The 23161-nt window shown below is 35.3% G+C and carries 23 protein-coding genes; 21 read left to right on the top strand and 2 right to left on the bottom strand.

The window, feature by feature from the left end; all coding sequences use genetic code 11:
- The 5 genes from M9892_08875 (at window position 1) to M9892_08855 (ending at window position 6102) form a co-directional block, all read left to right on the top strand.
- On the top strand, window positions 1–2406 hold the full coding sequence (locus M9892_08875; protein ID MCO5254461.1) for a polysaccharide biosynthesis tyrosine autokinase: 2406 nt from the start codon (window positions 1–3) through the stop codon (window positions 2404–2406).
- A gap of 62 nt (window positions 2407–2468) precedes the next feature.
- Window positions 2469–3149: a capsular biosynthesis protein gene (locus M9892_08870; protein ID MCO5254460.1), complete on the top strand. Its 681-nt coding sequence runs from the start codon at window positions 2469–2471 to the stop codon at window positions 3147–3149.
- Between the two features lie 19 nt (window positions 3150–3168).
- Window positions 3169–4644, top strand: a complete 1476-nt coding sequence (locus M9892_08865) for an oligosaccharide flippase family protein (protein ID MCO5254459.1) — start codon at window positions 3169–3171, stop codon at window positions 4642–4644.
- Window positions 4641–5075 carry a dUTP diphosphatase gene (gene dut, locus M9892_08860; GenBank protein MCO5254458.1) on the top strand — a complete coding sequence of 145 codons (435 nt, stop codon included), beginning with the start codon at window positions 4641–4643 and terminating at the stop codon, window positions 5073–5075. The genes M9892_08865 and dut overlap by 4 nt, the downstream gene beginning before the upstream one ends.
- A gap of 25 nt (window positions 5076–5100) precedes the next feature.
- Window positions 5101–6102 (top strand): sugar phosphate nucleotidyltransferase, encoded by a 1002-nt coding sequence (locus tag M9892_08855; GenBank protein MCO5254457.1) that lies wholly within the window; start codon window positions 5101–5103, stop codon window positions 6100–6102.
- 8 nt (window positions 6103–6110) lie between these two features.
- On the opposite strand, the gene M9892_08850 is transcribed toward M9892_08855, so the two are convergent.
- Window positions 6111–6410, bottom strand: coding sequence for a helix-turn-helix domain-containing protein (locus M9892_08850; GenBank protein ID MCO5254456.1), 300 nt, complete (start codon window positions 6408–6410; stop codon window positions 6111–6113).
- 126 nt (window positions 6411–6536) lie between these two features.
- On the opposite strand from M9892_08850, the gene M9892_08845 reads away from it, so the two are divergent.
- Both M9892_08845 and M9892_08840 read left to right on the top strand, forming a co-directional pair.
- Complete coding sequence (locus M9892_08845; protein ID MCO5254455.1) at window positions 6537–7238, top strand: hypothetical protein; 702 nt, start codon at window positions 6537–6539, stop codon at window positions 7236–7238.
- Between the two features lie 28 nt (window positions 7239–7266).
- A complete protein-coding gene (locus tag M9892_08840) occupies window positions 7267–7614 on the top strand; it encodes a hypothetical protein (GenBank protein MCO5254454.1) in 348 nt (115 codons plus the stop codon).
- A gap of 262 nt (window positions 7615–7876) precedes the next feature.
- Here M9892_08840 and M9892_08835 read toward each other — a convergent pair whose 3' ends face one another.
- Window positions 7877–8104: a helix-turn-helix transcriptional regulator gene (locus M9892_08835; protein ID MCO5254453.1), complete on the bottom strand. Its 228-nt coding sequence runs from the start codon at window positions 8102–8104 to the stop codon at window positions 7877–7879.
- A gap of 203 nt (window positions 8105–8307) precedes the next feature.
- Between M9892_08835 and M9892_08830 the strand changes: the two genes are divergently transcribed.
- From M9892_08830 to M9892_08765, 14 genes are all read left to right on the top strand, one after another.
- Window positions 8308–8793, top strand: a complete 486-nt coding sequence (locus M9892_08830) for a hypothetical protein (GenBank protein ID MCO5254452.1) — start codon at window positions 8308–8310, stop codon at window positions 8791–8793.
- 99 nt (window positions 8794–8892) lie between these two features.
- Window positions 8893–10038 (top strand): hypothetical protein, encoded by a 1146-nt coding sequence (locus tag M9892_08825; GenBank protein MCO5254451.1) that lies wholly within the window; start codon window positions 8893–8895, stop codon window positions 10036–10038.
- Window positions 10011–10460 (top strand): hypothetical protein, encoded by a 450-nt coding sequence (locus M9892_08820; GenBank protein ID MCO5254450.1) that lies wholly within the window; start codon window positions 10011–10013, stop codon window positions 10458–10460. Before M9892_08825 ends, M9892_08820 begins: the two co-directional genes overlap by 28 nt.
- 150 nt (window positions 10461–10610) lie before the next feature.
- Complete coding sequence (locus M9892_08815) at window positions 10611–11117, top strand: hypothetical protein (GenBank protein MCO5254449.1); 507 nt, start codon at window positions 10611–10613, stop codon at window positions 11115–11117.
- Between the two features lie 331 nt (window positions 11118–11448).
- Window positions 11449–12438: an NAD(P)-dependent oxidoreductase gene (locus tag M9892_08810; protein ID MCO5254448.1), complete on the top strand. Its 990-nt coding sequence runs from the start codon at window positions 11449–11451 to the stop codon at window positions 12436–12438.
- A gap of 67 nt (window positions 12439–12505) precedes the next feature.
- Window positions 12506–13273 carry an MBL fold metallo-hydrolase gene (locus M9892_08805; protein ID MCO5254447.1) on the top strand — a complete coding sequence of 256 codons (768 nt, stop codon included), beginning with the start codon at window positions 12506–12508 and terminating at the stop codon, window positions 13271–13273.
- Window positions 13263–14555: an adenylate synthase gene (locus tag M9892_08800; GenBank protein ID MCO5254446.1), complete on the top strand. Its 1293-nt coding sequence runs from the start codon at window positions 13263–13265 to the stop codon at window positions 14553–14555. The genes M9892_08805 and M9892_08800 overlap by 11 nt, the downstream gene beginning before the upstream one ends.
- The gene (locus M9892_08795) at window positions 14533–15528 is read left to right on the top strand and encodes a beta-ketoacyl-ACP synthase III (protein MCO5254445.1); all 996 of its coding nucleotides are present in this window, start codon (window positions 14533–14535) and stop codon (window positions 15526–15528) included. Before M9892_08800 ends, M9892_08795 begins: the two co-directional genes overlap by 23 nt.
- Window positions 15529–15532: 4 nt before the next feature.
- Window positions 15533–16651 carry a sterol desaturase family protein gene (locus M9892_08790; GenBank protein ID MCO5254444.1) on the top strand — a complete coding sequence of 373 codons (1119 nt, stop codon included), beginning with the start codon at window positions 15533–15535 and terminating at the stop codon, window positions 16649–16651.
- 244 nt (window positions 16652–16895) lie between these two features.
- Window positions 16896–17492 carry a hypothetical protein gene (locus M9892_08785; protein MCO5254443.1) on the top strand — a complete coding sequence of 199 codons (597 nt, stop codon included), beginning with the start codon at window positions 16896–16898 and terminating at the stop codon, window positions 17490–17492.
- Window position 17493: 1 nt separating this feature from the next.
- Window positions 17494–18672, top strand: a complete 1179-nt coding sequence (locus M9892_08780) for a beta-lactamase family protein (protein ID MCO5254442.1) — start codon at window positions 17494–17496, stop codon at window positions 18670–18672.
- Between the two features lie 352 nt (window positions 18673–19024).
- Window positions 19025–20119 (top strand): Fic family protein, encoded by a 1095-nt coding sequence (locus M9892_08775; GenBank protein MCO5254441.1) that lies wholly within the window; start codon window positions 19025–19027, stop codon window positions 20117–20119.
- Window positions 20120–20471: 352 nt separating this feature from the next.
- Complete coding sequence (locus M9892_08770) at window positions 20472–20873, top strand: hypothetical protein (protein MCO5254440.1); 402 nt, start codon at window positions 20472–20474, stop codon at window positions 20871–20873.
- 430 nt (window positions 20874–21303) lie between these two features.
- Window positions 21304–23121: an FAD-dependent oxidoreductase gene (locus M9892_08765; GenBank protein ID MCO5254439.1), complete on the top strand. Its 1818-nt coding sequence runs from the start codon at window positions 21304–21306 to the stop codon at window positions 23119–23121.
- The last annotated feature ends 40 nt before the right edge of the window (window positions 23122–23161 follow it).

Below are 23161 nucleotides of genomic sequence, written 5' to 3'. Positions count from 1 at the left end.
ATGCAAGAATACGAGTTAGAAGAACTGCAGTCCAGAGACGATGATTCAGGGTTTGATGGAATAGAATTATTTCGACTGATTCTTGTTGTAAAAAAGACGATTATTTGGGTAATCATCTTTATGTTGATTGCCATTACTTCCTGCTACTACTATCTTCGCTATACGCAACCTATCTATAAAGCATCTTCTATTATAAAATTAGATGTACAATCAGAGGCAGCCGATATCGGAATGGGCAATGTAGCCACACCTTTTGCTAAACAAATAGACAATCTTGTAGGAGAAACAGAATTAATCAAATCATCTCTTGTAGCTGCAGAAGTGGCAGACTATCTTGACATAGGAATATCATACTATGCTATCGGTAATATTCTTACTACTGAACTATACAGAACAAATCCTTTTGAGGTTAAGATTATATCAGGCGATCAATCGGGGATGCAAGATATCAACTACTATGTTTCTTTTGTCTCAGAATCAGAATTTTCACTATCCACTGTTGAAAATAGTATAGAGACAAGCACCTATCATATTGGAGATGTTATTGAAATGCAAGGGCTAAAGTTTGCTTTGATTTGGAACCAGGCAATCAAAGGGGGAATAGGCAACCAAAAAGAATATTATTTTAGAATTAACAGCAAATCTGCACTTATATCTTTCTTAAGAAATGGTTTAGAAGCGAGCACTGCTGTCAAAGAAGCAAGAACTATTGCAATTGAATTTACGGATTTTAACAGGTCAAAAGCAATGGCTATTGTAAACGCCTTCGACACAGTTTATATGAAACATTCTCTTGCCAAAAAACAAGCATCCCAAGAGCAGACAATATTATTTTTGGAAAATCAACTTCAAGAAACTTCCAAAAAATTAGATGACTCAGAGAAGGAAATAGAACAGTTTGTTAGAAGTAATAAAACAGCAGATCCGGGCTCAGAGTTCACTTCTATCATTCAAAAATCACAAGAACAGGAAGATAAAAAAGCACAACTTGAATTGCAAAATAAACAAGTTGCAGAAATTCTGAATTTTATTCAACGTGATGCGGTTAAGGATAATGTTTTTCCCTTGGTTTTTGGAATTGACAATCAGCAAATTACAGATGGAGTAAACAAATTAAATGAATTGTATAAACAAAGAGAGTTGCTCAAAATCTCCAGCAAAACCACTACTACTCCATTCAAAAAAATTGATTTAGAAATATCTATTATTAAATCACAACTATTAGACTATGTGATTGAATACAAGAATTCTTTGATATCACAGATTACCGAAATAAATACAAGAATAACTGAGTACAAAAGCTCCTTTGATGAACTTCCGACATTGGAAACCGAGTTAAACCGATTGAAGCGTTATCAAAGTTTATATGAAAAATTTTATTTATCACTCTTAGACAAACACATAGAATTCCAAATTTCCAAAGCAGGAACTGTTCCGGAGTTTACCATTTTGAGTGCAGCAACCTCGCCCTATGAGCCTATTCACCCGGATAAGAATAAGATTTGGTCTTATTTTCTCATAGGTGGAATTATTCCGGGATTACTTTTGATTATATCCAGATATATGATGATGAATCTTGTGTTAGATCCAAGAGCAGTTGAGAAGAAGATTTATGCTCCTATTCTGGGTTTGGTGCCTTCTTATAAGAAAAAGATGGATGCCTCTACCCTCATAGTGGATCACAATCCCAAATCGTCAATAAGTGAATCTTTGCGCACCATTCGTTCAAACGCTGATTTCATGTTAGAAAACAAGCCCAATCACTTTATTGCTGTTACCTCTACGGTGAGTGGTGAAGGGAAAACTATGTTTGCAATTAACTATGCAGCCATAACTGCATTGAGCGGAAAAAAAGTAATAATACTGGACTTTGACATGCGCAAACCCAAAATACATATTGGTTTTGGTGTTGCCAATACTTCCGGTATCAGCACTATACTCGTTGGACAAACACAGTGGCAGGATGCCATACATAAAACCAGAATTGCAAATCTTGATTTCATTACTTCCGGACCTACTCCACCTAATCCTTCGGAGTTAATTCTCAGAAAAGAATTTGACCAACTTATTTATGGGTTATTTGAAAAATATGATGTTGTAATGGTTGACACTCCACCAATTGGCTTGGTTACGGATGCAAGTACAATTATGACAAAGACCGATTTATCTGTTTATGTTATTCGTTCCGGATATTCTCACAAAAACACTATATCTAACGTAAATAAACTTTACGCCAGCAAAAAACTCAATAAACTATCTGTTATTATTAATGATATTAAGGTGGGAAATAAATACGGCTATGGTTATGGGTACGGATACGGGTACGGCTATGGATATGGCTATGGATACTACGATGAAGATAAAAAGCAAAAGAAAAGCTTTTGGAAACGCTTATTGGGTAGATAATGAGCAGTCTATTTTCATTTTTTTCTAAAAACAAAGTTCTTTCTTCACCACTGACGTGGGATATGCACGATCATCTGCTGTTTGGCTTAGATGATGGTTCTGAGTCTTTGACAAAATCTGTGGAGATGGCTAAAAAGTATGTTGACTTAGGCTACACGCATATCACTTGTACACCTCATATTATCTCCAATTTCTATCCTAATACCAGGCCTTTAATTGCTGAAAAGGCAGAGCTTTTACAAGCCGAACTGAACAAACTCTCCATTCCTTTGACACTAGATTTTGCCGCAGAATATTTCATTGACGACAGTTTTGTTAAGAAACTCAAAGACAAAGAACCCTTGCTAAGCTTTGCGGGTAACCATGTGTTGGTGGAAACAGGATTCTTGAATATGCCGCGAAATCTGCATGATATTTTTTTTGAAATGTTTGCAAACGGCTACACACCGGTTTTTGCACATCCGGATAGGTATGTTTATTTTCATACAAATTTTGACTTGGCAGAGCAGGTTTTTCAAACCGGTGCTAAATTTCAACTAAACCTATTGTCGTTTATTGGATATTATTCTGCTATCAGCAAGAAATTTGTGGAATGGTTGCTTGAAAAGCAATTCTATCACTTTTTAGGAACGGATGCACATAACATGAAACACCTCGAACTGATTCCTCAAATATGGCAATCTAAAGCTTTTTCTAAAATCCATTGGGACAGAGTGGAGAATATAAAAAAGCCCTTAATTTGAAGCAAAATACAGGATTCATTTGTCAGCAATCAAGAAATTAGCAGCCCAAACCCTCACTTATGGACTTCCAAATATTGTTGGAAGATTTATTAATGTGTTGCTGGTCCCGCTTTATACTGCCTATTTAAGTACTGCGGCTGATTATGGTATTGTTACGATAGTTTTCACATTGGCTTCTTTTCTGAACGTAGTTTATACACACGGCATGGAGACAGCTTTTTTCAACTTTGCCCGTACAGAAATTGGTGATAAGAAATCATTTGCTACCACATTTAATTCGGTTCTGATTACAGGACTGATATTAACCGGAATCGGTTTTGTATTTGCTGATTCTTTGGCTAAAGTCATGGATTATGAAAATCAGACTGTGATTTTTAGATTGTTAGCAGGAATTTTGTTTTTTGATGCATTGGCAGCGATTCCTTTTGCATGGTTGAGACAACAAGAAAAAACCAAGAAATATGTACTTATCAGATTGGTAGGCATTTTTCTAAATATTGGTTTAAACTTGCTATTGATACCCGGATTTTTATGGGCTTATTCCCAAGGATACATTGGATTTGACCCACAACCTCATTTTATTAGTTATATTTTTTGGTCAAACCTTGTTTCGAGTGCTTGTATTTTCTTATTGCTACTACCCGAAGTATTAAAAAACAGAATATCTATTCCCAAAGGATTATGGCGCAAAATGTTGGCTTATGCGCTCCCCCTGATTCTGGTGGGTTTGGCAGGTATTGTGAACGAAACTCTTGATAGAATACTGTTGAAGTTTTTGTTGCCAGCGGGTATTGCAGACACCGAAGTTGGGATTTATAGCGCATTCTACAAGATTAGCCTTGTCATTACTCTTTTTATTCAATCATTTAGGTATGCTGCCGAACCTTTCTTTTTTAACCATGCCAAGAATGAAAACCCTCAGAAAACCTATGCCCAGGTAATGGATTATTTTGTATGGATTTGTGGTTTTATTCTGATTCTAACCTTGGTATTCCTTCCTCTTATTGCCAAAATACTGATACGCAACAAAGTATATTTTGAAGATGGTCGCGGAATAACCATTGTTCCACTTCTATTGCTTGCCAATCTTTTTTTAGGAGTTTACTACAATCTGTCAATTTGGTATAAGCTTTCAAACAAAACCATGATGGGTGGAGTGATTGCCTCATTGGGCGCATGTATAACCATTCTGCTGAATATATTATTAATTCCAAAACTTGGTTTTGTGGGTTCTGCTTGGGCTACTTTGGGGGCATATTTTGGGATGACTGTAATTAGCTTTATTGTGGGCGAAAAATACTACCCTGTACCTTATTCTTATGGAAAATTAGCCATGAACTTTGTTTTATTAGGTGCAATATGTCTTTGGTTTTATGTTTCCCCTCCCGGTATTTTATTCACAATCTTGGCAGCCCTATGCTACGGTGGATTCTTTTGGTGGGTTGAAAGGCCCGACAAAAACCCTACATTTGCACAACTTTTCAGAAGAAAATGACAAAAATTAATGTAATCAATAAATCCGGCAACCCACTCCCTGCATATCAAACCACCGGCTCTGCAGGAATGGATTTGATGGCTTTTCTGGAAAAGGATATTGAAATTGCATCAGGCAAAACTGCCCTCATTCCTACAGGACTGTTTTTTGAATTGCCGCAAGACATGGAAGCACAAATACGTCCACGTAGCGGCCTGGCATTCAAACATGGAATTACGGTACTTAATTCACCGGGAACCATTGACAGCGACTACAGAGGAGAAATAAAAGTGTTGCTCATCAACCATTCTGACACTCCTTTTACCATTCAAAATGGAGAGCGAATTGCACAAGTAATTTTTGCAAAAGTTACCCAAATCTCTTGGGTTGAAACACAGAACATCAGCCAAACCGAAAGAGGTGCAGGCGGCTACGGACATACAGGAAAATAAATATAATTAAGCAGCAAACGATAGTATGAAGATAATAGTTCCCATGGCGGGTCAAGGCAAACGAATGAGACCCTTTACTTTAACAGTCCCAAAACCATTGATTCCTATTGCAGGCAAACCCATTGTGCAACGATTAGTAGAAGATATTGCCGAAATTTGTGGTGAAACCATTGACGAAGTAGCCTTTATCATTGGCGATTTTGGCAAAGAGACCGAAAAATCATTAATCTCAATAGCAGAAAGTGTGGGGGCAAAAGGAACTATTTGCTACCAAGACGTTGCGCTGGGAACAGCCCATGCAGTGCTGTGTGCAAAACATGCATTAGAAGGAGAAGTGATTATTGCCTTTGCAGACACTTTGTTTCGTGCGCAATTTGACTTTGACCGAAATACAGATGGAATGATTTGGGTTCATTCTGTGAAAGACCCCAGCGCATTTGGGGTGGTGAAACTCAATGCAGAAGGCGTTATTACCGATTTTATTGAAAAACCGCAACAATTCGTTTCAGACCTTGCAATCATCGGAATCTATTATTTCAAAGACGGGAATAATCTCAAAAATGAATTGCAGTATCTGATTGACAATGATATCAAGGAGAAAGGTGAATATCAACTCACCAACGCGCTTGAGAACATGAAAACCAAAGGATTGCGTTTTGTTCCCGGCAAAGTAGAAGAATGGCTCGACTGCGGAAATAAAAATGCTACTGTTTATACCAATCAACGGGTGCTCATCAACAACAGCCACAAGGTGGCTACTCCTTTAGGACGCTTTGGTTCTGATGTAAAAATTATTGAACCTTGTTACATAGCAGAAGGGGTAGAAATCAGCCAGGCAGAGATAGGTCCTTATGTTTCCATAGGCAAGAACAGCAAAATCAGCAATGCCCACATCAGCAATAGCATTATCCAAGCCAATGCATGCATCAACAACATTTCATTTACCAACTCAATGATTGGAAATTTTGCCGAACTCAACGGAGAAAAAAATGAATTTGGACTGGGCGATTACAGCACAATGGGCTAAGACCGGATTCAGAGTTTGTCTGTCAACTTTTCCAAAACCTTAATCAGTTCAGGCGGAAATTGATGATAGACAACAATACCCGCTCCCGGACAATTATTAAATTCCACATTCATAGGCAAATGTAAGAGCTTGGCAAGAGGCTCTTCCAAAGTTTCTGATATTTTTAGCAGTTCTTCAATATTTACTTCTCTGTTACCTGCTTCCATTTCGCTTATGACACTCTGTTTTACCCCTATTTTACTTCCGAGATATTCCTGAGAGAACCCTTTTTTTGTACGGGCTTGCCTTATTTTTTCGCCTGTATTCATGGGGCAAATATCGTATTTTCTGATAATTTATCGTGTAGCACCATAATTTAATGCTCTATGCGATTATTTATAGCTTGCGAGAAAGTAAAAAAGTATTTTGCTTTGTTGGTGAAATTAATAAATATTATGAAAAGAATAAGTATGAAAATTATACTAACAATTATAATTGTTAGTGGTTGCTTTACCATGATTTCTTCTTGCACAAAAGAAAGAAAAACAGAACAAGAAGGGGAGAACGTATTGAATGAAAACAATAACAATGAAACAAGTTTAAATGTTTTAACCTTGATTACGATTGACAGTTTAAGTAAAGAAGTTAGTTTATTAATTTATGAAATTGGTCAACTTGATAGTGAATCCTTTTGTTTATTCAATTCAATAATTAACACCCCTGTTGATAACATGGTAAAAGTAAGTCAGTTATCATCAATAACAACATTTTATAATATTATTTCAAAAATGAATCAAATAGACAGTTTTGTTTTAACACACCCCGAACTTGAGAATAATTTATTAGAAATAGAAAATAAGATATATTTTGGGAATGCTGTATTGAATTACTTGGGTTATGAAGAAGTGGATTATATTAATATTCCAAATTGTAATGCTTATAGAGCTGGTATAAACAATTGTGCATATGGTTTCGCAACTTGTTTACTTGGTGCTGCTTTTACTGGACCTGCAGCAGGGCTTATGGCATCTGCTTGTGGAATAAGTCTATTGTTTTGCGTAAATGCAATGGATGCAGCATATCCAGATTGCGTTCCTACTGGTAGCTCTTCAATTAAACAATTATGGTCACCCAAGATAAATAATAATTGTATGTAATAATTAACAAAGCACTTACATTTGCATTATGAAAAAAGCAAACATTATCCTATGGATGACAAGAATAGTCATATTTGCTGCCCTCATTAGCTCTATGGCGTTTATGCTTGCGCCTGTGCGTTTTAAAGAAAGTCTTTTTGATGCTCGAATCGTCCAATATATTGGTCTTGTAGTAATAGCTCTTATTTTGGCTGCATATAATATTGGGAAGTTCTATGCCAAAATACTCAATACAAGCTTTGATTTGACTGACTACTTCACGAGGAGATTGAAGATATCTCACAAACAAAATGAACGAATTGCTATTATTAATACTTTCATAATTTTTGTCATAGTAATTATGGTGGGATTCGTTTTGATAAGTCGTCTTGGTTAATTCAAAAAGTCACAAAATTATATTTTACGTTATTCAAAGTAACTCCCATCATAGGTGTTATGTAAAACCCCACCAATAAGTATTCATACTTCAAAAGCTCCAAAATACGTAATGCCCACATCAGCAACAGTATTATCCAATCCAATGCATGCATCAACAACATTTCATTTACCAACTCAATGATTCGAAATTTTGCCGAACTCAACGGAGAAAAAAATGAATTTGGACTGGGTGATTACAGCACAATGGGCTAAGACCGGATTCAGAGTTTGTCTGCCAACTTTTCCAAAACCTTAATCAGTTCAGGCGGAAATTGATGATAGACAACAATACCCGCTCCCGGACAATTATTAAATTCCACATTCATAGGCAAATGTAAGAGCTTGGCAAGAGGCTCTTCCAAAGTTTCTGATATTTTTAGCAGTTCTTCAATATTTACTTCTCTGTTACCTGCTTCCATTTCGCTTATGACACTCTGTTTTACCCCTATTTTACTTCCGAGATATTCCTGAGAGAACCCTTTTTTTGTACGGGCTTGCCTTATTTTTTAGCCTGTATTCATGGGGCAAATATCGTATTTTCTGATAATTTATCGTGTAGCACCATAATTTAATGCTCTATGCGATTATTTATAGCTTGCGAGAAAGTAAAAAAGTATTTTGCTTTGTTGGTATACAAAAAAATAAATAAATTATGAAAACAAAAATTAAAAATTTAGTTAAACTCACTTTCGGAATTATTGTAATGACTACTTTGTTTAACACCCAGCTTTATGCCAAAGAGAAATTAGGAGATGTTAAAATTAAAGGTGGAACAAAGTTAAGTGATGGTACAATGGGCTATGAAAAAGTAATTAACAAAAGGCATAATGATGATAACGGTACAACAATTGTAGATTTAACATGTACTGGTCAAGGCTATAATCCATGTGTTATTTATAAGGTAAAACTTGAAGAAATGGGTATTCCCGAAACAGAATTTGACGAAATTGATGTAAATTCTACAAACTACCTTATTGTCTATGCAACCAATAGAATTTACGACAATAATGAGCCAACCGGTTCTTATAATTATACCATAGTTACACCTGACAATGAAACACGCATTTATTCTGTATCATGGTCTCCAATTGTAGGTGATCCTGATGGCGATTACTTAATAGAAGTTTTCAAGTACTAACTATTTCCAGTCTTGAAACATATTTATCTTATCTTTGCGTTTTTGAACCGAATATTGATGAGACATGCTGCCATATTAATTCTTTATTGCTTGTTATCCTTGTCGAGAATACAAGCACAATGTACTAAAGAAAATGAGATTGTACATTTCAAGATAGATACTATTTACGAAGACCTAAAAATTGCCAAGCACCTCAAGGGGACATTAGAAGATTTGGTATGGAACCGCGAAGAAAACCATTTTTATTTTCTTCACAATCATTCCAAAGAAATTGGTGTAATGGACTTAAGATTCGGAAAAATTGAGTATTATCAATACTATCAAGAACCTGGTTACACCATCTCTAAAATATACTGCAACAAAGAATGGTTGATATTGGCATCAGATGAAACCAATAAAATTATCATACAGTCCTTTAACACGACTCAAAAAAAGTTTGTTAAACGCGGAGACTTGATAATTAAAGACGCTTGGTTCTTTTATATTCTGAACGAAAGACTTTATACATTAAAAACATATCCGGGTGATGAAATCTATCGGTCAGATTCAACTATAATTCTCACAGAAGTAAATCTAAATAATTTAAAAATTGAAAATAGTACTGCATATTCTTCACTTCTCCCAGAGATGTATTATTTTTATGATGTTACCCCCTTCCGCTTTTATCATGATAAATTATATTGGATAGAGAATAATGCCCCTTTATTGAATGTAGTTTACCTGAAAGACAGGACACATCAACAATTTCAGATAACTTCTTTAGCTTGTGATTCTATATATTTCTCAGATTCGGTAATGAAAATTATAAAGAATAAAAGGGTGCTGCATTATCCCGCCAATTCTATACAAGCACTCTATGATGCAATAACCCCCAAAATTATTTTTTATAACTCACTTTTTATTACGGATTCTTCATTGTATTTATGTATATCGCAAGATTATTTTAAGGGGTTTCCAAACAGTTTTGTAGAATTAAAATGGAGCTCTCAGGAACATGGATACTTCATCAGCAAGTCTCAACCTTTTAACTATTGGGCGCGTCAATCTGTGAAATTGACTCAAGAATATATTGTTCCACAGTATGGGATTGTGTCTTTTGATAGCAAGGGGTTGTTGTCTATTGATGTGGTTCGAAAAAAAGACAAAACGTCACAATTAGATAATATTAAACTTGGTAAATACAGAAACGAAAATGCTAAAATTAAATCACCTAAAATATGGATTATAAAAAGTTCAGCATTTTAGTAGTGGGTTTATTCTGCTTGTTTGCTTTTGCACACAAGGAACAAACAGACGAAATCTATATTATTTTTAACACTCCGTCTTGCCATCAATGCAATGTCGAATTAAATAAATATTTTAAAGAAGCCGGAAGAAAGTTGCGAAAAAGAGTCATTGTTACGCCTATTGAAGATAATGACTTTTTGGTTCAACGCGCCAAAATATTATATCCCAATCTTAAGGTTAAATATTCTCCTTCAGTCATTGATTCTATTCCTGCATCTCTTTTAAACAAACGTACTATGTATTTTCCATTTATTGTTTATAGAAAATCCGGTGAATTTGTCATCTTAACATACAACCGTTTATATAATTCAAACAATGGCAATCCCAATATTGCGTTGTTAGATAGTCTGTTCAAACAGAATAATACCAAGAAACACTAATTGCAATCAATCTTATAAGTTATTACAGAACATTTGAATCTGCTCCGGTTTTTCAAAACGCATTGAATAACATTCAATCTGACTTAAATAATTATGTAAATATGTCCCGAGCACAGATATTTGTATCGCTGAACCCTTAAGTTATCAGATATGCAAAAAAATATACCTACCAAAATCAGATTAGCTGTATTGTTTGTTGCTTTTCTAAAGGTTGTGTCTTGTAGTAATCATTGCATGGAGAAGCCGGCACTGAAACCGATTGTACCCGGCAAATACACACTCGTGAATTTAAGCAAGTCTGAGAAGCAAGCTTTAATAAAGCAATATGGAGACCACTTCAAAGTTGGTTTTGAAATGGTTTTGGACTTAAAATCTGATAGTACCTTTAGAGTGGGGTATTGCGACAGAAAGGTAAGCTATAGGGGCAAATGGCGTGTTGAAAACGATTCCGTGATACTTTATGATAAGTTCTATGGTAAAGATGGAAACAAGCCAAAGGGTGCAAGAATTAGCCTTTATTATACAAAATATGGTCAAATTTTCATGCCATTTGGTTGTGCAGATGGTTATGATATTACCGTTCTTGCAATTGGAGGCGAACTTTTTGACGGCATACTGGAAGGCGATGAGGGCTATGAAAAATTGATACAAAAATAGGCTGTTGTATTTGGTCTTTTTTTCAGCCGTGCTTGGTGTTGTCAACAAGCACACAAAATCAAACAACACGGTTTCCATAGCCCACGGTTTAAACCGTGGGCTATGGAATTTTACCCTTTATTTTTGGATTCTGATAACACAATTTAAAGCGTTTTACGACACTTTCTTTTCCCAAAAAATCGACTTCTTCTAAAACAAACCTCATTTTAATTGCCTTAAATTGAAATTATATGCATTGCTTTGCGATACAATCATTGAGAAAATTAAGTTTTTATACAGAATGACGTTATAAGGCATTTAGCAACTACTAAATCAACCAATTAGTATTAAAATGAAAATCCTATTGACAGGAGCCACCGGTTTTTTGGGTTATAGAACCTTAGAGAAACTAATAACATTAGATTGGGTTAAAACTGTAATAGCTAACGGTACAAAATTGTTGGACTATCGTGGCATTGAAAACACAAAAGTAATTTACAAACTTGGAAGATTAGAAAATTCGGTTTTTGTTGATGAATTGGTTAATGGCGTTGACATGATTATTCATGCAGCTTCGTTTTCCTCTCCTTGGGGAAAAGCTGCTGAATTTAATTCGTCCAACATCATCACTCAACAGAATATTTTAAGCAGTGCAAAAAAGTATGGGGTACAAAAAATAATTTATATCTCTTCGCCAAGTGTTTATTTTGATGGAACTCACCGCTTGAACATTAAAGAAACAGACCCACTACCACTTAAATTTGTGAATCATTATGCAAGAACAAAAAGAGAAGCGGAAATTTTATTGGAGCAATCCAATATCCCGTTTGTAATACTTCGTCCAAGAGCATTGATAGGAAGAGGCGATAGTATTATTATGCCCCGATTGATTAGGGCACAACATGAAGGTAAGTTACGGGTAATAGGAAATGGAAAAAACAAGGTGGATTTAACTGCCGTTGAGAACGTAGTAGAAGCAATTATTCTTTCGTGCTTGGTCAAAAATGAAGGGTTAAATCAATGTTACAATATTACAAATGACGAGCCTGTAATCTTGTGGGAACAAATCAAATATGTGCTAAACGCCTTAGAAACACCGTTGGTAGATAAAAGCATTTCATATCGAACAGCACATCTGATAGCGCGCTTTTTAGAAACTAAATCCGTTTTGACCAACTACAAAGAGCCACCTCTCACCTGCTACAGTGTAGGAACTTTAGGTTTGTCTTTCACATTAGATATAACAAAAGCAAAACAATTACTCGGCTACCGCCCAACCATAAACACCCAACAAGCCATTGATGAGTTTTTAAACTGGTATAAATCAAATGCAAAACTGTAAATTATATCTCAACTATGCCGGTTATTGTATAGCCAAGGCACACCATGCCGTAAGGGGCGAACCCAAAATGGATATTAAATTTCATGCATTGTTTGGGCTTATAAAACATCCAACTAAAGGGTGGATACTTTTTGATACGGGTTATACCAACAGATTTTTTGAAGCAACAAAATATTTTCCAAATAAAATTTATGCTTTAACAACAAAAGTATTCATACAAGAAAAAGACGAATTAAAACAGCAACTATTAAAGATTGGAATTCAGCCAAAAGACATCAAACATATTATTATTTCTCACTTCCATGCCGACCATATTGGTGGACTTCGTGACTTTGAAAACGCAACCATTTACTGTTCGGAAGTAGCCTATCAGCAAGTAAAAAGCATGGCAAGGTTATTAGCTTTTTCAAAAGGTATCCTAAAATCATTGCTTCCGAGTGATATAGAAACAAGGTTGCAGTTTATTGAAAAAATTTCGATGACAACCAATGATAAAATATTCGGAACTATATACGACCTGTTTAATGATAATACAATTATTGTGTATAAGCTTCCCGGTCATGCAGCCGGGCAAATTGGCATTCGCTTACAAACTGAAAAAGCACAGTATTTTTTAATTGCTGACGCTGTATGGAACGAAAAAGCATATAAATATTTAATGCTACCCCATCCCATTGTTAAATTGTTTTTTGATTCTTGGAAAGATAGTAAAAAGACCATTTACAATATCAAAGCATTTTATGAAAGCAATCCTGAAGTTATAATTGTACCAACACATTGCGAAACCACAACAAGAAATTTTGTAGATAATAAATTTGATATAGATGCGCTTTAAGTTAAAAATATTGTACTTCTATGTTAAACTAAAAGTATCTAAATGGATATATAGGCATAATTATGTCTTGCTTCAACAAAAAAGATGGAAGCAGCAAATGAAGCGATTGGAAGCATCTCCTTTTTATAAGCAACTATTAAAAGAAAAAACAACCATTCAAGAATTACCCATTCTTAATAAAACGGTTTTTATGCAAAACTTTAATTCCATAAATACTTGTGGTATTGATGTAAATGAGGCATTACAGGTTGCCATGCAGGCTGAAAATTCACGAAATTTTAGCCCGCAAATAGATGGAATCACAGTTGGTTTGTCAACCGGCACCAGTGGCAACAGGGGTTGCTTTTTGGTAAGCGAAAACGAAAGAGCTTTATGGGTAGCTTGCATTTTAGACCGTGTAATTGGTTTTTCTCTACGAAAACGAAAAGTGGCTTTTTTTATGAGAGCCAACAGTAATTTATATCAATCTGTTCAATCTCAATTACTATCATTTCATTTCTTTGATATTCTTCAAGACAATAGCGAAAACATAACTTCTTTAGACAAATTAAAACCTGATATAATTGTGGGTCAACCAAGCTTACTTTTTTTAATAGCGAAAGAAATTGAAGGAAAAAAATTGAATATTGCTCCACAAAAAATAATTTCTATTGCAGAAGTGCTTGCCTCTGAAGATAAAATTTATCTTGAAAAAGTATTTGCTCAAACCATTCACCAAGTATATCAATGCACCGAAGGCTTATTGGCTACAACATGCAAGTATGGTGTGTTGCACTTTAATGAAGATTTTTTAGTCATAGAGAAAAAATTCATAAACACAGAGCAAACTAAATTTCATCCTATCATTACCGATTTGTTCCGCATAAGCCAACCTATTATTCGCTATGAATTGAATGATATTATAACCTTGCAAAATAAATGCAAGTGTGGCAGCACTATGCTTGCAATTAATCAAATTGAAGGCAGGCAAGATGATGTGCTGGTTTTTCATACAATCAAAAAAGAAGAAATATTGATTTTCCCTGATGCAATACGAAAAGCAATTGTTATGGCCGATGAAACCATTTCAGATTATGCTGTAATACAAAACTCAGAACAAAAAGTATCTTTGTTTATACAAAGTGAAAATAATAATTCATTCAATAAAGCAGAAACAGCATTACAAAGCTTGTTTTTTCAACGCGGCTTATTAAGCATTACTATCCATAAATTAAATAATGACCCCCATACAATTGGACATAAAAAAAGGAGAGTAAAAAATGAAAGCAGGAAAAGGAATTAAAATCTTAGGCTCAGGCATTTATTTGCCTAAAGCTATTTCATCTGAAGAAATTAAAACCAAATTCAATATTCCGAATGGTTTTGCTGAAAATTTTTCGGGCGTAAAAAGCAGGCATCATATAACTTTTGAAACCAACGGATATATGGGTGCAAAAGCATTAGAAAACGCACTAATAGATGCTGAATTAGATTTAAAAGATATTGATATAATCATATCTGCAGGTGCTACTTTTGATTATATCATACCTAATCAATCAAGTGTTATCCTTTCCGAAATGCAGGGTGCGAAGGATTATAAAAAAACAACCATTGATGTTAATACAACTTGTTTAAGTTTTTTATCTGCATTTGAGGTAGCATCAAAAATGCTGGATGGCTTGCAATACAAACGAATTGCTATTGTAAGTTCAGAAATAGCCTCAAAAGGGCTTAATCCTAATAACCCCGAAACGATAACACTTTTTGGTGATGGTGCTGCAGCATTTATTATCGGCTATGATGAATTTGAAAATTCTATTTATTATAAAGGATGTTTTCAAACCTATACAGAAGGCATTAACGATACAATTATAAAAGGCGGTGGAAACAAATATCATTTTAAAGATTATTCATACGACACTAAACTCCATTCTTTTGATATGAACGGGTTAAAGCTTTTAAAGCTGGCTAAAAAAATACTTCCCGGTTTTATAAACTCATTCTTAAATGAACTTCAAATTGAGCTAAGCGATATCAATGCAATTATCCCTCATCAAGCATCCAAGGCTGGGCTTACTATTCTTAAAAATTCATTCAACTTACGAAAAGAACAATTAATGGAAAATATAGAAACACATGGTAATTGTATTGCCGCTTCCATTCCTATTTTACTGCATGAATCCATCAAAGACGGGAAAATAAAAAGAGGCGACACTTGTTTTTTAATAGGCACATCTGCGGGGTTTTCGATTGGAGCTATTCTTATAAAATATTAACATTATGGAATTAGTAATTGGAAATAGTTTGCTGTTGGTTTTTGTTATCATCGAAATCATGATATTGTATTTCTACAAGAAAGAAACAATACCTTGGAAGGAAATAATTACAAATTTAAACTCCGGACATATTTTACTTTGGGTATTTAGAGGCTTAGAAGTTGCTGCATATTACACTACCTATAAGTTTTTTAGTTTAGATTTATTACAATCGCTCCCTTATTGGGCAATATGGTTGTTAGCTTTTGTGCTTTGGGATTTTTGCTTTTATTGGCTACACAGATTGCATCATAAATATAGCCTGCTGTGGGGTGTACACTCGGTTCACCATGAAGGCGAGCATTTTAGTCTATCCTTAGGCATTAGAAATTCGTGGTATTCGTCTTTAACATCTTTCCCATTTTTTTTGGTGATGGCTGTAATAGGCTTTCCGGTTGATGTGTTTGTTGCCGTTGCATCTATTCACTATTTTATTCAGTTTTATAATCACAATCATTTAATAAAGAAGAGTGGCTGGCTGGAGTATTTTATGGTAACTCCTGCACATCATCGGGTTCATCATGGTAAAAACGACCCTTATAGAGACAAAAATTTCTCCGGAACATTTATAATATGGGATAAGTTGTTTAACACCTTTCAAGAAGAACTAGAAAACGAACTTGTTGTCTGCGGTGTTGACAATGTTCCCAAATCCAATAACCCGATAATAGTTAATAATGCTCCATTTGCAAGATTATATAAACTCAAGATATTTAGCATGAATAGCAAAAAAGAAAACCTTTTTGTCTATCCAAATTGGATTCTTGTTTCAAGCTCTTTATTACTCTTTATACTTTTACTTTTTTACATTTACTTTGAAAATCAACATCATAATACACTATCACTTATTCTTTTTTTTGTGGTGTTTATTGGGACTATAGGCAATGGGCTTATGACAGATGGAAATCAGATAGGACTTTATATTTGGCTTATTAATTTTACAGTAGGATGCATTCTGATATTTTTTCAGTACAACCCCAATATATTATTGTTTGATACTGTAATTTTGGCTTGCATTGTACAAACTGTATTAATCATAGTTTTTTCAGTAAAAACATTGACAGGTTTGAAAAAAAGCCCCTAATACCAATTACACAACCACCTCATCCAACAAACTAAAAACATACCCAAAACGACTATATTAGAAACAATTTTAAGGCATTATTCTGAATTTTATTTTTTCCGGAAAACAAATAGTTACTTGAAAAAAGCAAGTATTAAACAGCGTGCAATTGAAATTAAACATCTAAAATTGAATGCCGTTTTGAAACTGAAAAGAGTTATTAGACGGACTGCCATTATGGGCTATTATATAACGAAAGCATAAAATGAAAATACTACTAATAATTTTGACTTTCATTACCCCGACAGTTGTATTCGGACAAGGGAAAGCAATTCCAATAAATGTTTCAATTTTCAATGAATCTTCAGCCATACCATTTACAAGGTTTGTAACAACACCAATCCACCCCGGACTTCAATTAGGGACAGAATTTAATTATAAAGTTAAAGAACATTCCCGACTATTTCAGACTGCAAACATCAGCTACTTTTTCCACAACTATTTGGCTCAAGGAATTGGACTCAATACAGAACTAGGATATGAATATCGCCTAAAATTTGGACTTGCTTTTGAAGGTCTTCTTGGTCTTGGGTATATGCACACATTTGCAACTACCAAAGAGTTTATTTTTACAAACGGACTTTATGAAAAGAAAGCAGATAGAGGCAATGCTAGATTGTATCCATCATTCTCTATAGATATTGGTTATTATCTAAAAAAATCCGAAACGAATAGCCCTAAAATATTTCTGCGATATCAATCTTGGGCAGAATATCCTTATTCACCTGACTTTATTCCTGTAATGACACATATCAACCTTCATGTTGGTACGAAGTTTTGTATCAATACAAAGGCTAAATAAAATGAATAAAAAACTATTTTTTATACTTGCAATAACGCTTCTTAACTCTTGTCACAAAGGGGAGGACATAAATCCAACATTTTATGAATGTAATTTTAATTTTGCTGACAGCAGTTATGCAAATCCAAACAACAATAAATACCGGTCATTAATAAATGATATGACTTCAAGCGGTGTTGTTGGTGTAACAATGTCGGTCTATCACCCGCAAACGGGTATCTGGATTGGAGCAAGTGGAAAGGCAGATTTGTATAATGATATTGATATGAAATCTTGTAATATTTCCAGAGTTGGATCAACGGTTAAGATGTTCACTGCGACCACTATCTTAAAACTTGCAGAAGAAGGAAAGCTAAGTTTGGACGATAAAATTTCATCTTACCTACAAGGCGATGTAATTGATAAAATTGAAAATGCCAACAAAGCAACCATCCGACAATTGCTTCAACATTCAAGTGGCATTTACAACTACATTCAAAATCTAAAGTTCCAAACCGCTTCACTCAATGATTTTATACGAGAGTGGAAACCTGAGGACTTATTAAAATATGCATATAATCAAAAATCATACTTTCAGCCCGGAGAGGATGTGCGATACTCAAATACCGGATACATTATGCTTGGAATGTTAATTGAAAAAATAGAAGGCAAACCATTTTATAAGGTATTCGAGGACAAAATATTTTCCCCGCTTGGGTTAACAATGACAAAGTTTGCAGCCGAAGACCATATTCCAAGTGGTACTGTGAGAGGATATATTGATATGTACAGTAATTTGCAAGTAGTAGAAAGTACTTATTTCAGTGGTTGGGATTATTACACAGCAGATGGTGGATTAATTTCAAACCCTTATGATATGAATGTTTTCTTTCGTGCATTAATGAGTGGTCAAATTATAAATTCAAATTCTTTGGCAGAAATGCTTACCTGGAAAAACGAGAAATATCCAGACCCTGATTTCTTCCCGATATCTTATGGATTAGGAATTTTTAAGATTCAGACAGAAAAGGGAATTGCCTTTATGCATAGTGGGGATGCAGTTGGTTATTATGCAAATATGCTTTATTTCCCAAGCGACAGTACAACTATTGTTTATGCAGTAAACAGTAACTATGGTAAAATAGACCAATTTGTTTCAACTAAAGTAGCAATAGAGAAAATTATTTCAGAGATTAAGTAGTGACAATAAATACAGCCTATATCATCGGTAACCGTTGCACAACTCCCTTTTCCAACCAGCAAAACTAAAAACACCTTAAAAACGGCTTCATTAAAAGATTTAAGCGAGGGTTAGTTGAGGAATATGGAAAAATAGTTGGTTTTTTGGGATAGCTCTCAAAAGACATATTTCAATTTGGAGCAGCGTGTTTTTAATAAATCCAAATATTCCCTCTGCGGAACTGCTAATTTTTGGGCATTGCTCTTGACTTTGTCTGGCAAAAACTTTTATAATTTGCGGTGAATAAGTAAATTATATGCCGCAATATTGCGGTGAACAATTCGTATATTTGCCGCATAATTGATTTTGAGTAATGGCAAAATACATCTATGAACATAAAAAATGGACAGATTTCACTTGGAATGAAAAAGCCATCAATGCTGTATTTGGCGAAGTAAAACTAATACAGGGAAAAATCATCGGACAAATGAACGCCTTAGGTTTTTCAGCCAAAGAAGAAGCCACACTTACGGCTCTTACCTTAGACGTTGTAAAATCAAGCGAAATTGAAGGTGAATTACTCAACTACGACCAAGTGCGTTCTTCCATTGCAAGGCGTTTGGGGATTAACACCGCAGGACTCGTTCCAAGCAGCCGCCACATAGAAGGCGTTGTAGAAATGATGCTTGATGCGACTCAACGCTACAACATACCTTTAAGTGAAAAGCGGTTGTTTGGTTGGCATGCAGCACTTTTTCCCACAGGACATAGCGGACCTTATGAAATAGAAGTTGGAAAATTCCGAACAGGTGAAATGCGGATAGTTTCAGGTGCAATGGGCAATGAGAAAATACACTATGAAGCCGTAAAACCCAATTTAGTCAAAACTGAAATGGACAAGTTTTTGGATTGGTTCAACAATGACAACCAACTTGACTTCGTGATAAAAGCTGCCATTGCTCACTTATGGTTTATCATTATTCACCCGTTTGATGACGGAAATGGACGTATTGGACGAGCCATAACCGATATGTTACTTGCACGTGCAGAAAGTAGTGGCGAACGTTTTTACAGTATGTCAAGCCAAATTTTGGTAGAACGTAAACGCTATTATGAAGTATTACAAAAAGTGCAACATAGCACGGGTGACATAACTGAATGGATTGAATGGTTTTTGCATTGTTTGAAAAAAGCAATGTTTGCTACTGAAAATACAACACAACGTATTTTGCGAAAAGCCGAATTTTGGAAAAAGAACGAAAACACCGCAATCAATGAACGCCAACGAACAATGTTAAACATGCTCTTTGACGGCTTTGAGGGAAAATTACAATCATCAAAATGGGCAAAGATTACCAAAGTTTCAACTGACACGGCATTGCGTGACATAAAAAACCTGATAGAAAAAGGAATTTTAAAAGAAACCAACGAAGGCGGACGAAGCGCTAATTATGAACTTGTCGAGTAAAAAACGGTTAAAATAATGCACAAATATCTCCTCAAATAACTTGGCATTTATTTTTTGGCTCTGATCACACATTTTAAAGCATTTTACGATACTTTCTTTTTTAAAAAATGGGATTCATCTTCTAAAATAAATCTCATTTTATGTGTCTGAAATTTGAGATAATTGCGTAGTCTTGCGGAAGAATTTATGAGAAAATTAAGTTTTTAGTCAGACTGACGTTATAAGGCAGCTTAAAGGACGACTAAGCAAACGAAAGACAAAAAGCTAAATAAATACGAGAACAAGAAAAGCTATAAGAGTATTTTGGATTGATTCTATCAAAACTTTAATACTACATAGACAATAAGAAAATATGACATATATGATAAATTGGGAGCAGGACAACGAAGATTTTTTCACGGTTAATTCAGAGGCAAACGACCTGATTCATTTAGAAAATGAACTAACAGAAACAATTGCTAGAATAATAGAACTACAATTATTCAGAAAGGATTTCGTTGAGTTCTATTCGGACGCAACGAATGGAAGTTTTTTCGTAAATGAACTAGATGAAAACAAAGAACGAACTGATAACTCAAAGACAGTTCATTTTTGCGCCTTAAAAATATGTGAGGATTATGAGGACTCAAATGAATTTGATTCAGATATGAAGGCTACGCTTCACAACTCAATTGAAAATCTGACAAAGAGGAAAATAGAAATTCCGTTTAGAATTATCTTAAGAGACGAGCTTGGTGACGAGGAAGAAATTTAAAAGATGACAAATTAAAGCTATGGCAATTATGACAGCAAAAGGTCGAGCAAGCCGTCCACATAACTTCGGTAACCGTTGCACAACTCCCTTTTCCAACCGGCTAAAAGTAAAAACATCGTAAAAACGGCTTCATTAGAAGCGATTTTAAGGCATTATCCTGCATTATCTTTTTTCCGGAAAACAAATAGTTACTTGAAAAAAAGCAAGAAGACAAAGTGGAAAATGGTTAAAACCATTGTAAACACATTCATGCATATTCATAGCCCACGGTTTAAACCGTGGGCTATGATTGTTAATAGCCACCATTCATTATTTATTTTCTTTTTAAATTAGTCCGCATTTATTGCAGCTTAGTTATATTGATATATTTGCCATTTGAAAACAAACATTCATGAGAAGAAATTCTCTTTAAACATAACAATCTATATCCATGAAACCGACAGATATTAAGAATCCTGAATATTTCCATAAAGTAGTTGACTGTCAGTATGCTTGTCCTTCGCATACACCGGTCCCTCAATACTTGCGGCTGATTGCACAAGGCAGATACAGTGAATCATATATGGTAAATTGGGATTCCAATGTATTTCCCGGAATTTTAGGGCGAACCTGCGACCGCCCTTGTGAACCTGCGTGCAGACGTGGACGTGTGGAAGAAAAGCCGGTTGCCATTTGTCGTCTCAAAAGAGTAGCGGCAGACCACAAAGATGACGTGAAAAGAATGATGCCACAGGGACCCTTTCCTCCCAATGGGAAAAAAATTGCCCTTATTGGAGGCGGACCTTCGTCTTTGACTGTTGCCAGAGACCTTGCCCCCATAGGTTATGAAATACATTTATTTGATGACCAATCCAAAGCCGGAGGTTTCATGCGCAGTCAGATTCCTTCTTTCAGACTACCCGATGAAGTGCTGGATGAAGAGGTGGGATATATCCTTGATTTGGGGATTCACACCCATTTCAACCAATATGTTGCTTCTTTGAAAGAGGTATTGGAAAAGGATTATGATGCTATTTATGTAGGAACTGGTGCGCCCAGAGGGCGTGATTTACCCGATTTACCGGGAAGATGGGATGCCAAAGACAATATTCACGTTGGTATTAACTGGTTGGCAAGCGTAGCTTTTGAGCATATTAAATCAATCGGGAAAAAAGTTCTGGTATTGGGCGGAGGAAATACCGCCATGGATTGTTGCAGGACTTCAAGAAGATTGGGTGGAACAGAAGTAAGGGTGGTGGTAAGAAGCCCTCAAGCTGAAATGAAAGCATCCGAATGGGAGATAGAAGATGCACTACATGAAGATATTCCGATTTTTGACAATCATGTTCCTAAATCCTTTGTTACAAAAGAAGGCAAGCTGACGGGTATGATGTTCGAGAAAGTGAAAGCGGTGTACGATGATTCAGGCAAAAGAAAACTTGTTCCGACAGGCGAGCCGGATGTGTTTATGGAAGCAGATGATGTCATTGTTGCCATTGGTCAGGAAAATAGTTTTCCTTGGATAGAAAGAGATTTGGGAATTGAATTTGATCAATGGGGGATGCCGATTTTAGATGCAAAAATATTTGCTTCAACGCACCCCAAGGTGTTTTTTGGCGGTGATGCATCTTTGGGTCCAAAAAACATTATTACATCTGTAGCACAAGGTCATCAGGCTGCCATATCCATACATTTGTTGTGCGAAGGACAAGATATAAAACAAGACCGTCCTTCTCCTTTTGTAAACCTTCACAGTATGAAGATGGGCATACATGAGTGGGGATATGACAGCAAGGTAGAAAATTTCAAACGACATCTTGTACCACAAGCTGACAAATCTGAAACCTTGCACAATATCAAAAAAGAAGTGGAACTCGGTTTTGAAGAATTGGAAGCATTCAACGAAGCCCAACGTTGTCTCAACTGCGATATGCAAACCGTTTTCGAAGAAAATAAATGTATAGAATGTGATGCTTGTGTGGATGTTTGCCCAACGGATTGTATTACATTCACTTTTAATGAAGAAGATGAAACCGATTTGCGTGCAAAACTCATTATGCCTGCTCACAATACAGAGCAAAGCTTGTATGTATCAGACAAAGTCAAAACAGGCAGAATCATGGTAAAAGATGAAAATGTGTGTTTGCATTGTGGATTGTGTGCAGAGCGCTGTCCTACATCTGCTTGGGATATGCAGCAATTTTATTACAATATCACAAAAGCACTTAATACCGGAGAAAATGGACTTCCGCCTACTATAATTTATTAATTTCCACACGATTAAACTCATTTTTTAGAAACCCAATTTT

Source organism: Bacteroidota bacterium (genome assembly GCA_023957335.1).
Classification (GTDB): Bacteria; Bacteroidota; Bacteroidia; order NS11-12g; family UBA955; genus JALOAG01.
Note: the sequence above shows the minus strand (reverse complement) of the source record. Positions and strands in the feature narration are given on the sequence as shown.

What these genes read in the sequence shown, in the direction of transcription:
- M9892_08875 (MCO5254461.1), top strand. Translation starts at nt 1, where the DNA reads ATGCAAGAATACGAGTTAGAAGAACTGCAGTCCAGAGACGATGATTCA.
- M9892_08870 (MCO5254460.1), top strand. Translation starts at nt 2,469, where the DNA reads ATGCACGATCATCTGCTGTTTGGCTTAGATGATGGTTCTGAGTCTTTG.
- dut (MCO5254458.1), top strand. Translation starts at nt 4,641, where the DNA reads ATGACAAAAATTAATGTAATCAATAAATCCGGCAACCCACTCCCTGCA.
- M9892_08855 (MCO5254457.1), top strand. Translation starts at nt 5,101, where the DNA reads ATGAAGATAATAGTTCCCATGGCGGGTCAAGGCAAACGAATGAGACCC.
- M9892_08850 (MCO5254456.1), bottom strand. Translation starts at nt 6,410, where the DNA reads ATGAATACAGGCGAAAAAATAAGGCAAGCCCGTACAAAAAAAGGGTTC.
- M9892_08845 (MCO5254455.1), top strand. Translation starts at nt 6,537, where the DNA reads ATGAAAAGAATAAGTATGAAAATTATACTAACAATTATAATTGTTAGT.
- M9892_08840 (MCO5254454.1), top strand. Translation starts at nt 7,267, where the DNA reads ATGAAAAAAGCAAACATTATCCTATGGATGACAAGAATAGTCATATTT.
- M9892_08830 (MCO5254452.1), top strand. Translation starts at nt 8,308, where the DNA reads ATGAAAACAAAAATTAAAAATTTAGTTAAACTCACTTTCGGAATTATT.
- M9892_08820 (MCO5254450.1), top strand. Translation starts at nt 10,011, where the DNA reads ATGGATTATAAAAAGTTCAGCATTTTAGTAGTGGGTTTATTCTGCTTG.
- M9892_08815 (MCO5254449.1), top strand. Translation starts at nt 10,611, where the DNA reads ATGCAAAAAAATATACCTACCAAAATCAGATTAGCTGTATTGTTTGTT.
- M9892_08810 (MCO5254448.1), top strand. Translation starts at nt 11,449, where the DNA reads ATGAAAATCCTATTGACAGGAGCCACCGGTTTTTTGGGTTATAGAACC.
- M9892_08805 (MCO5254447.1), top strand. Translation starts at nt 12,506, where the DNA reads ATGGATATTAAATTTCATGCATTGTTTGGGCTTATAAAACATCCAACT.
- M9892_08800 (MCO5254446.1), top strand. Translation starts at nt 13,263, where the DNA reads ATGCGCTTTAAGTTAAAAATATTGTACTTCTATGTTAAACTAAAAGTA.
- M9892_08795 (MCO5254445.1), top strand. Translation starts at nt 14,533, where the DNA reads ATGAAAGCAGGAAAAGGAATTAAAATCTTAGGCTCAGGCATTTATTTG.
- M9892_08790 (MCO5254444.1), top strand. Translation starts at nt 15,533, where the DNA reads ATGGAATTAGTAATTGGAAATAGTTTGCTGTTGGTTTTTGTTATCATC.
- M9892_08785 (MCO5254443.1), top strand. Translation starts at nt 16,896, where the DNA reads ATGAAAATACTACTAATAATTTTGACTTTCATTACCCCGACAGTTGTA.
- M9892_08780 (MCO5254442.1), top strand. Translation starts at nt 17,494, where the DNA reads ATGAATAAAAAACTATTTTTTATACTTGCAATAACGCTTCTTAACTCT.
- M9892_08775 (MCO5254441.1), top strand. Translation starts at nt 19,025, where the DNA reads ATGGCAAAATACATCTATGAACATAAAAAATGGACAGATTTCACTTGG.
- M9892_08770 (MCO5254440.1), top strand. Translation starts at nt 20,472, where the DNA reads ATGACATATATGATAAATTGGGAGCAGGACAACGAAGATTTTTTCACG.
- M9892_08765 (MCO5254439.1), top strand. Translation starts at nt 21,304, where the DNA reads ATGAAACCGACAGATATTAAGAATCCTGAATATTTCCATAAAGTAGTT.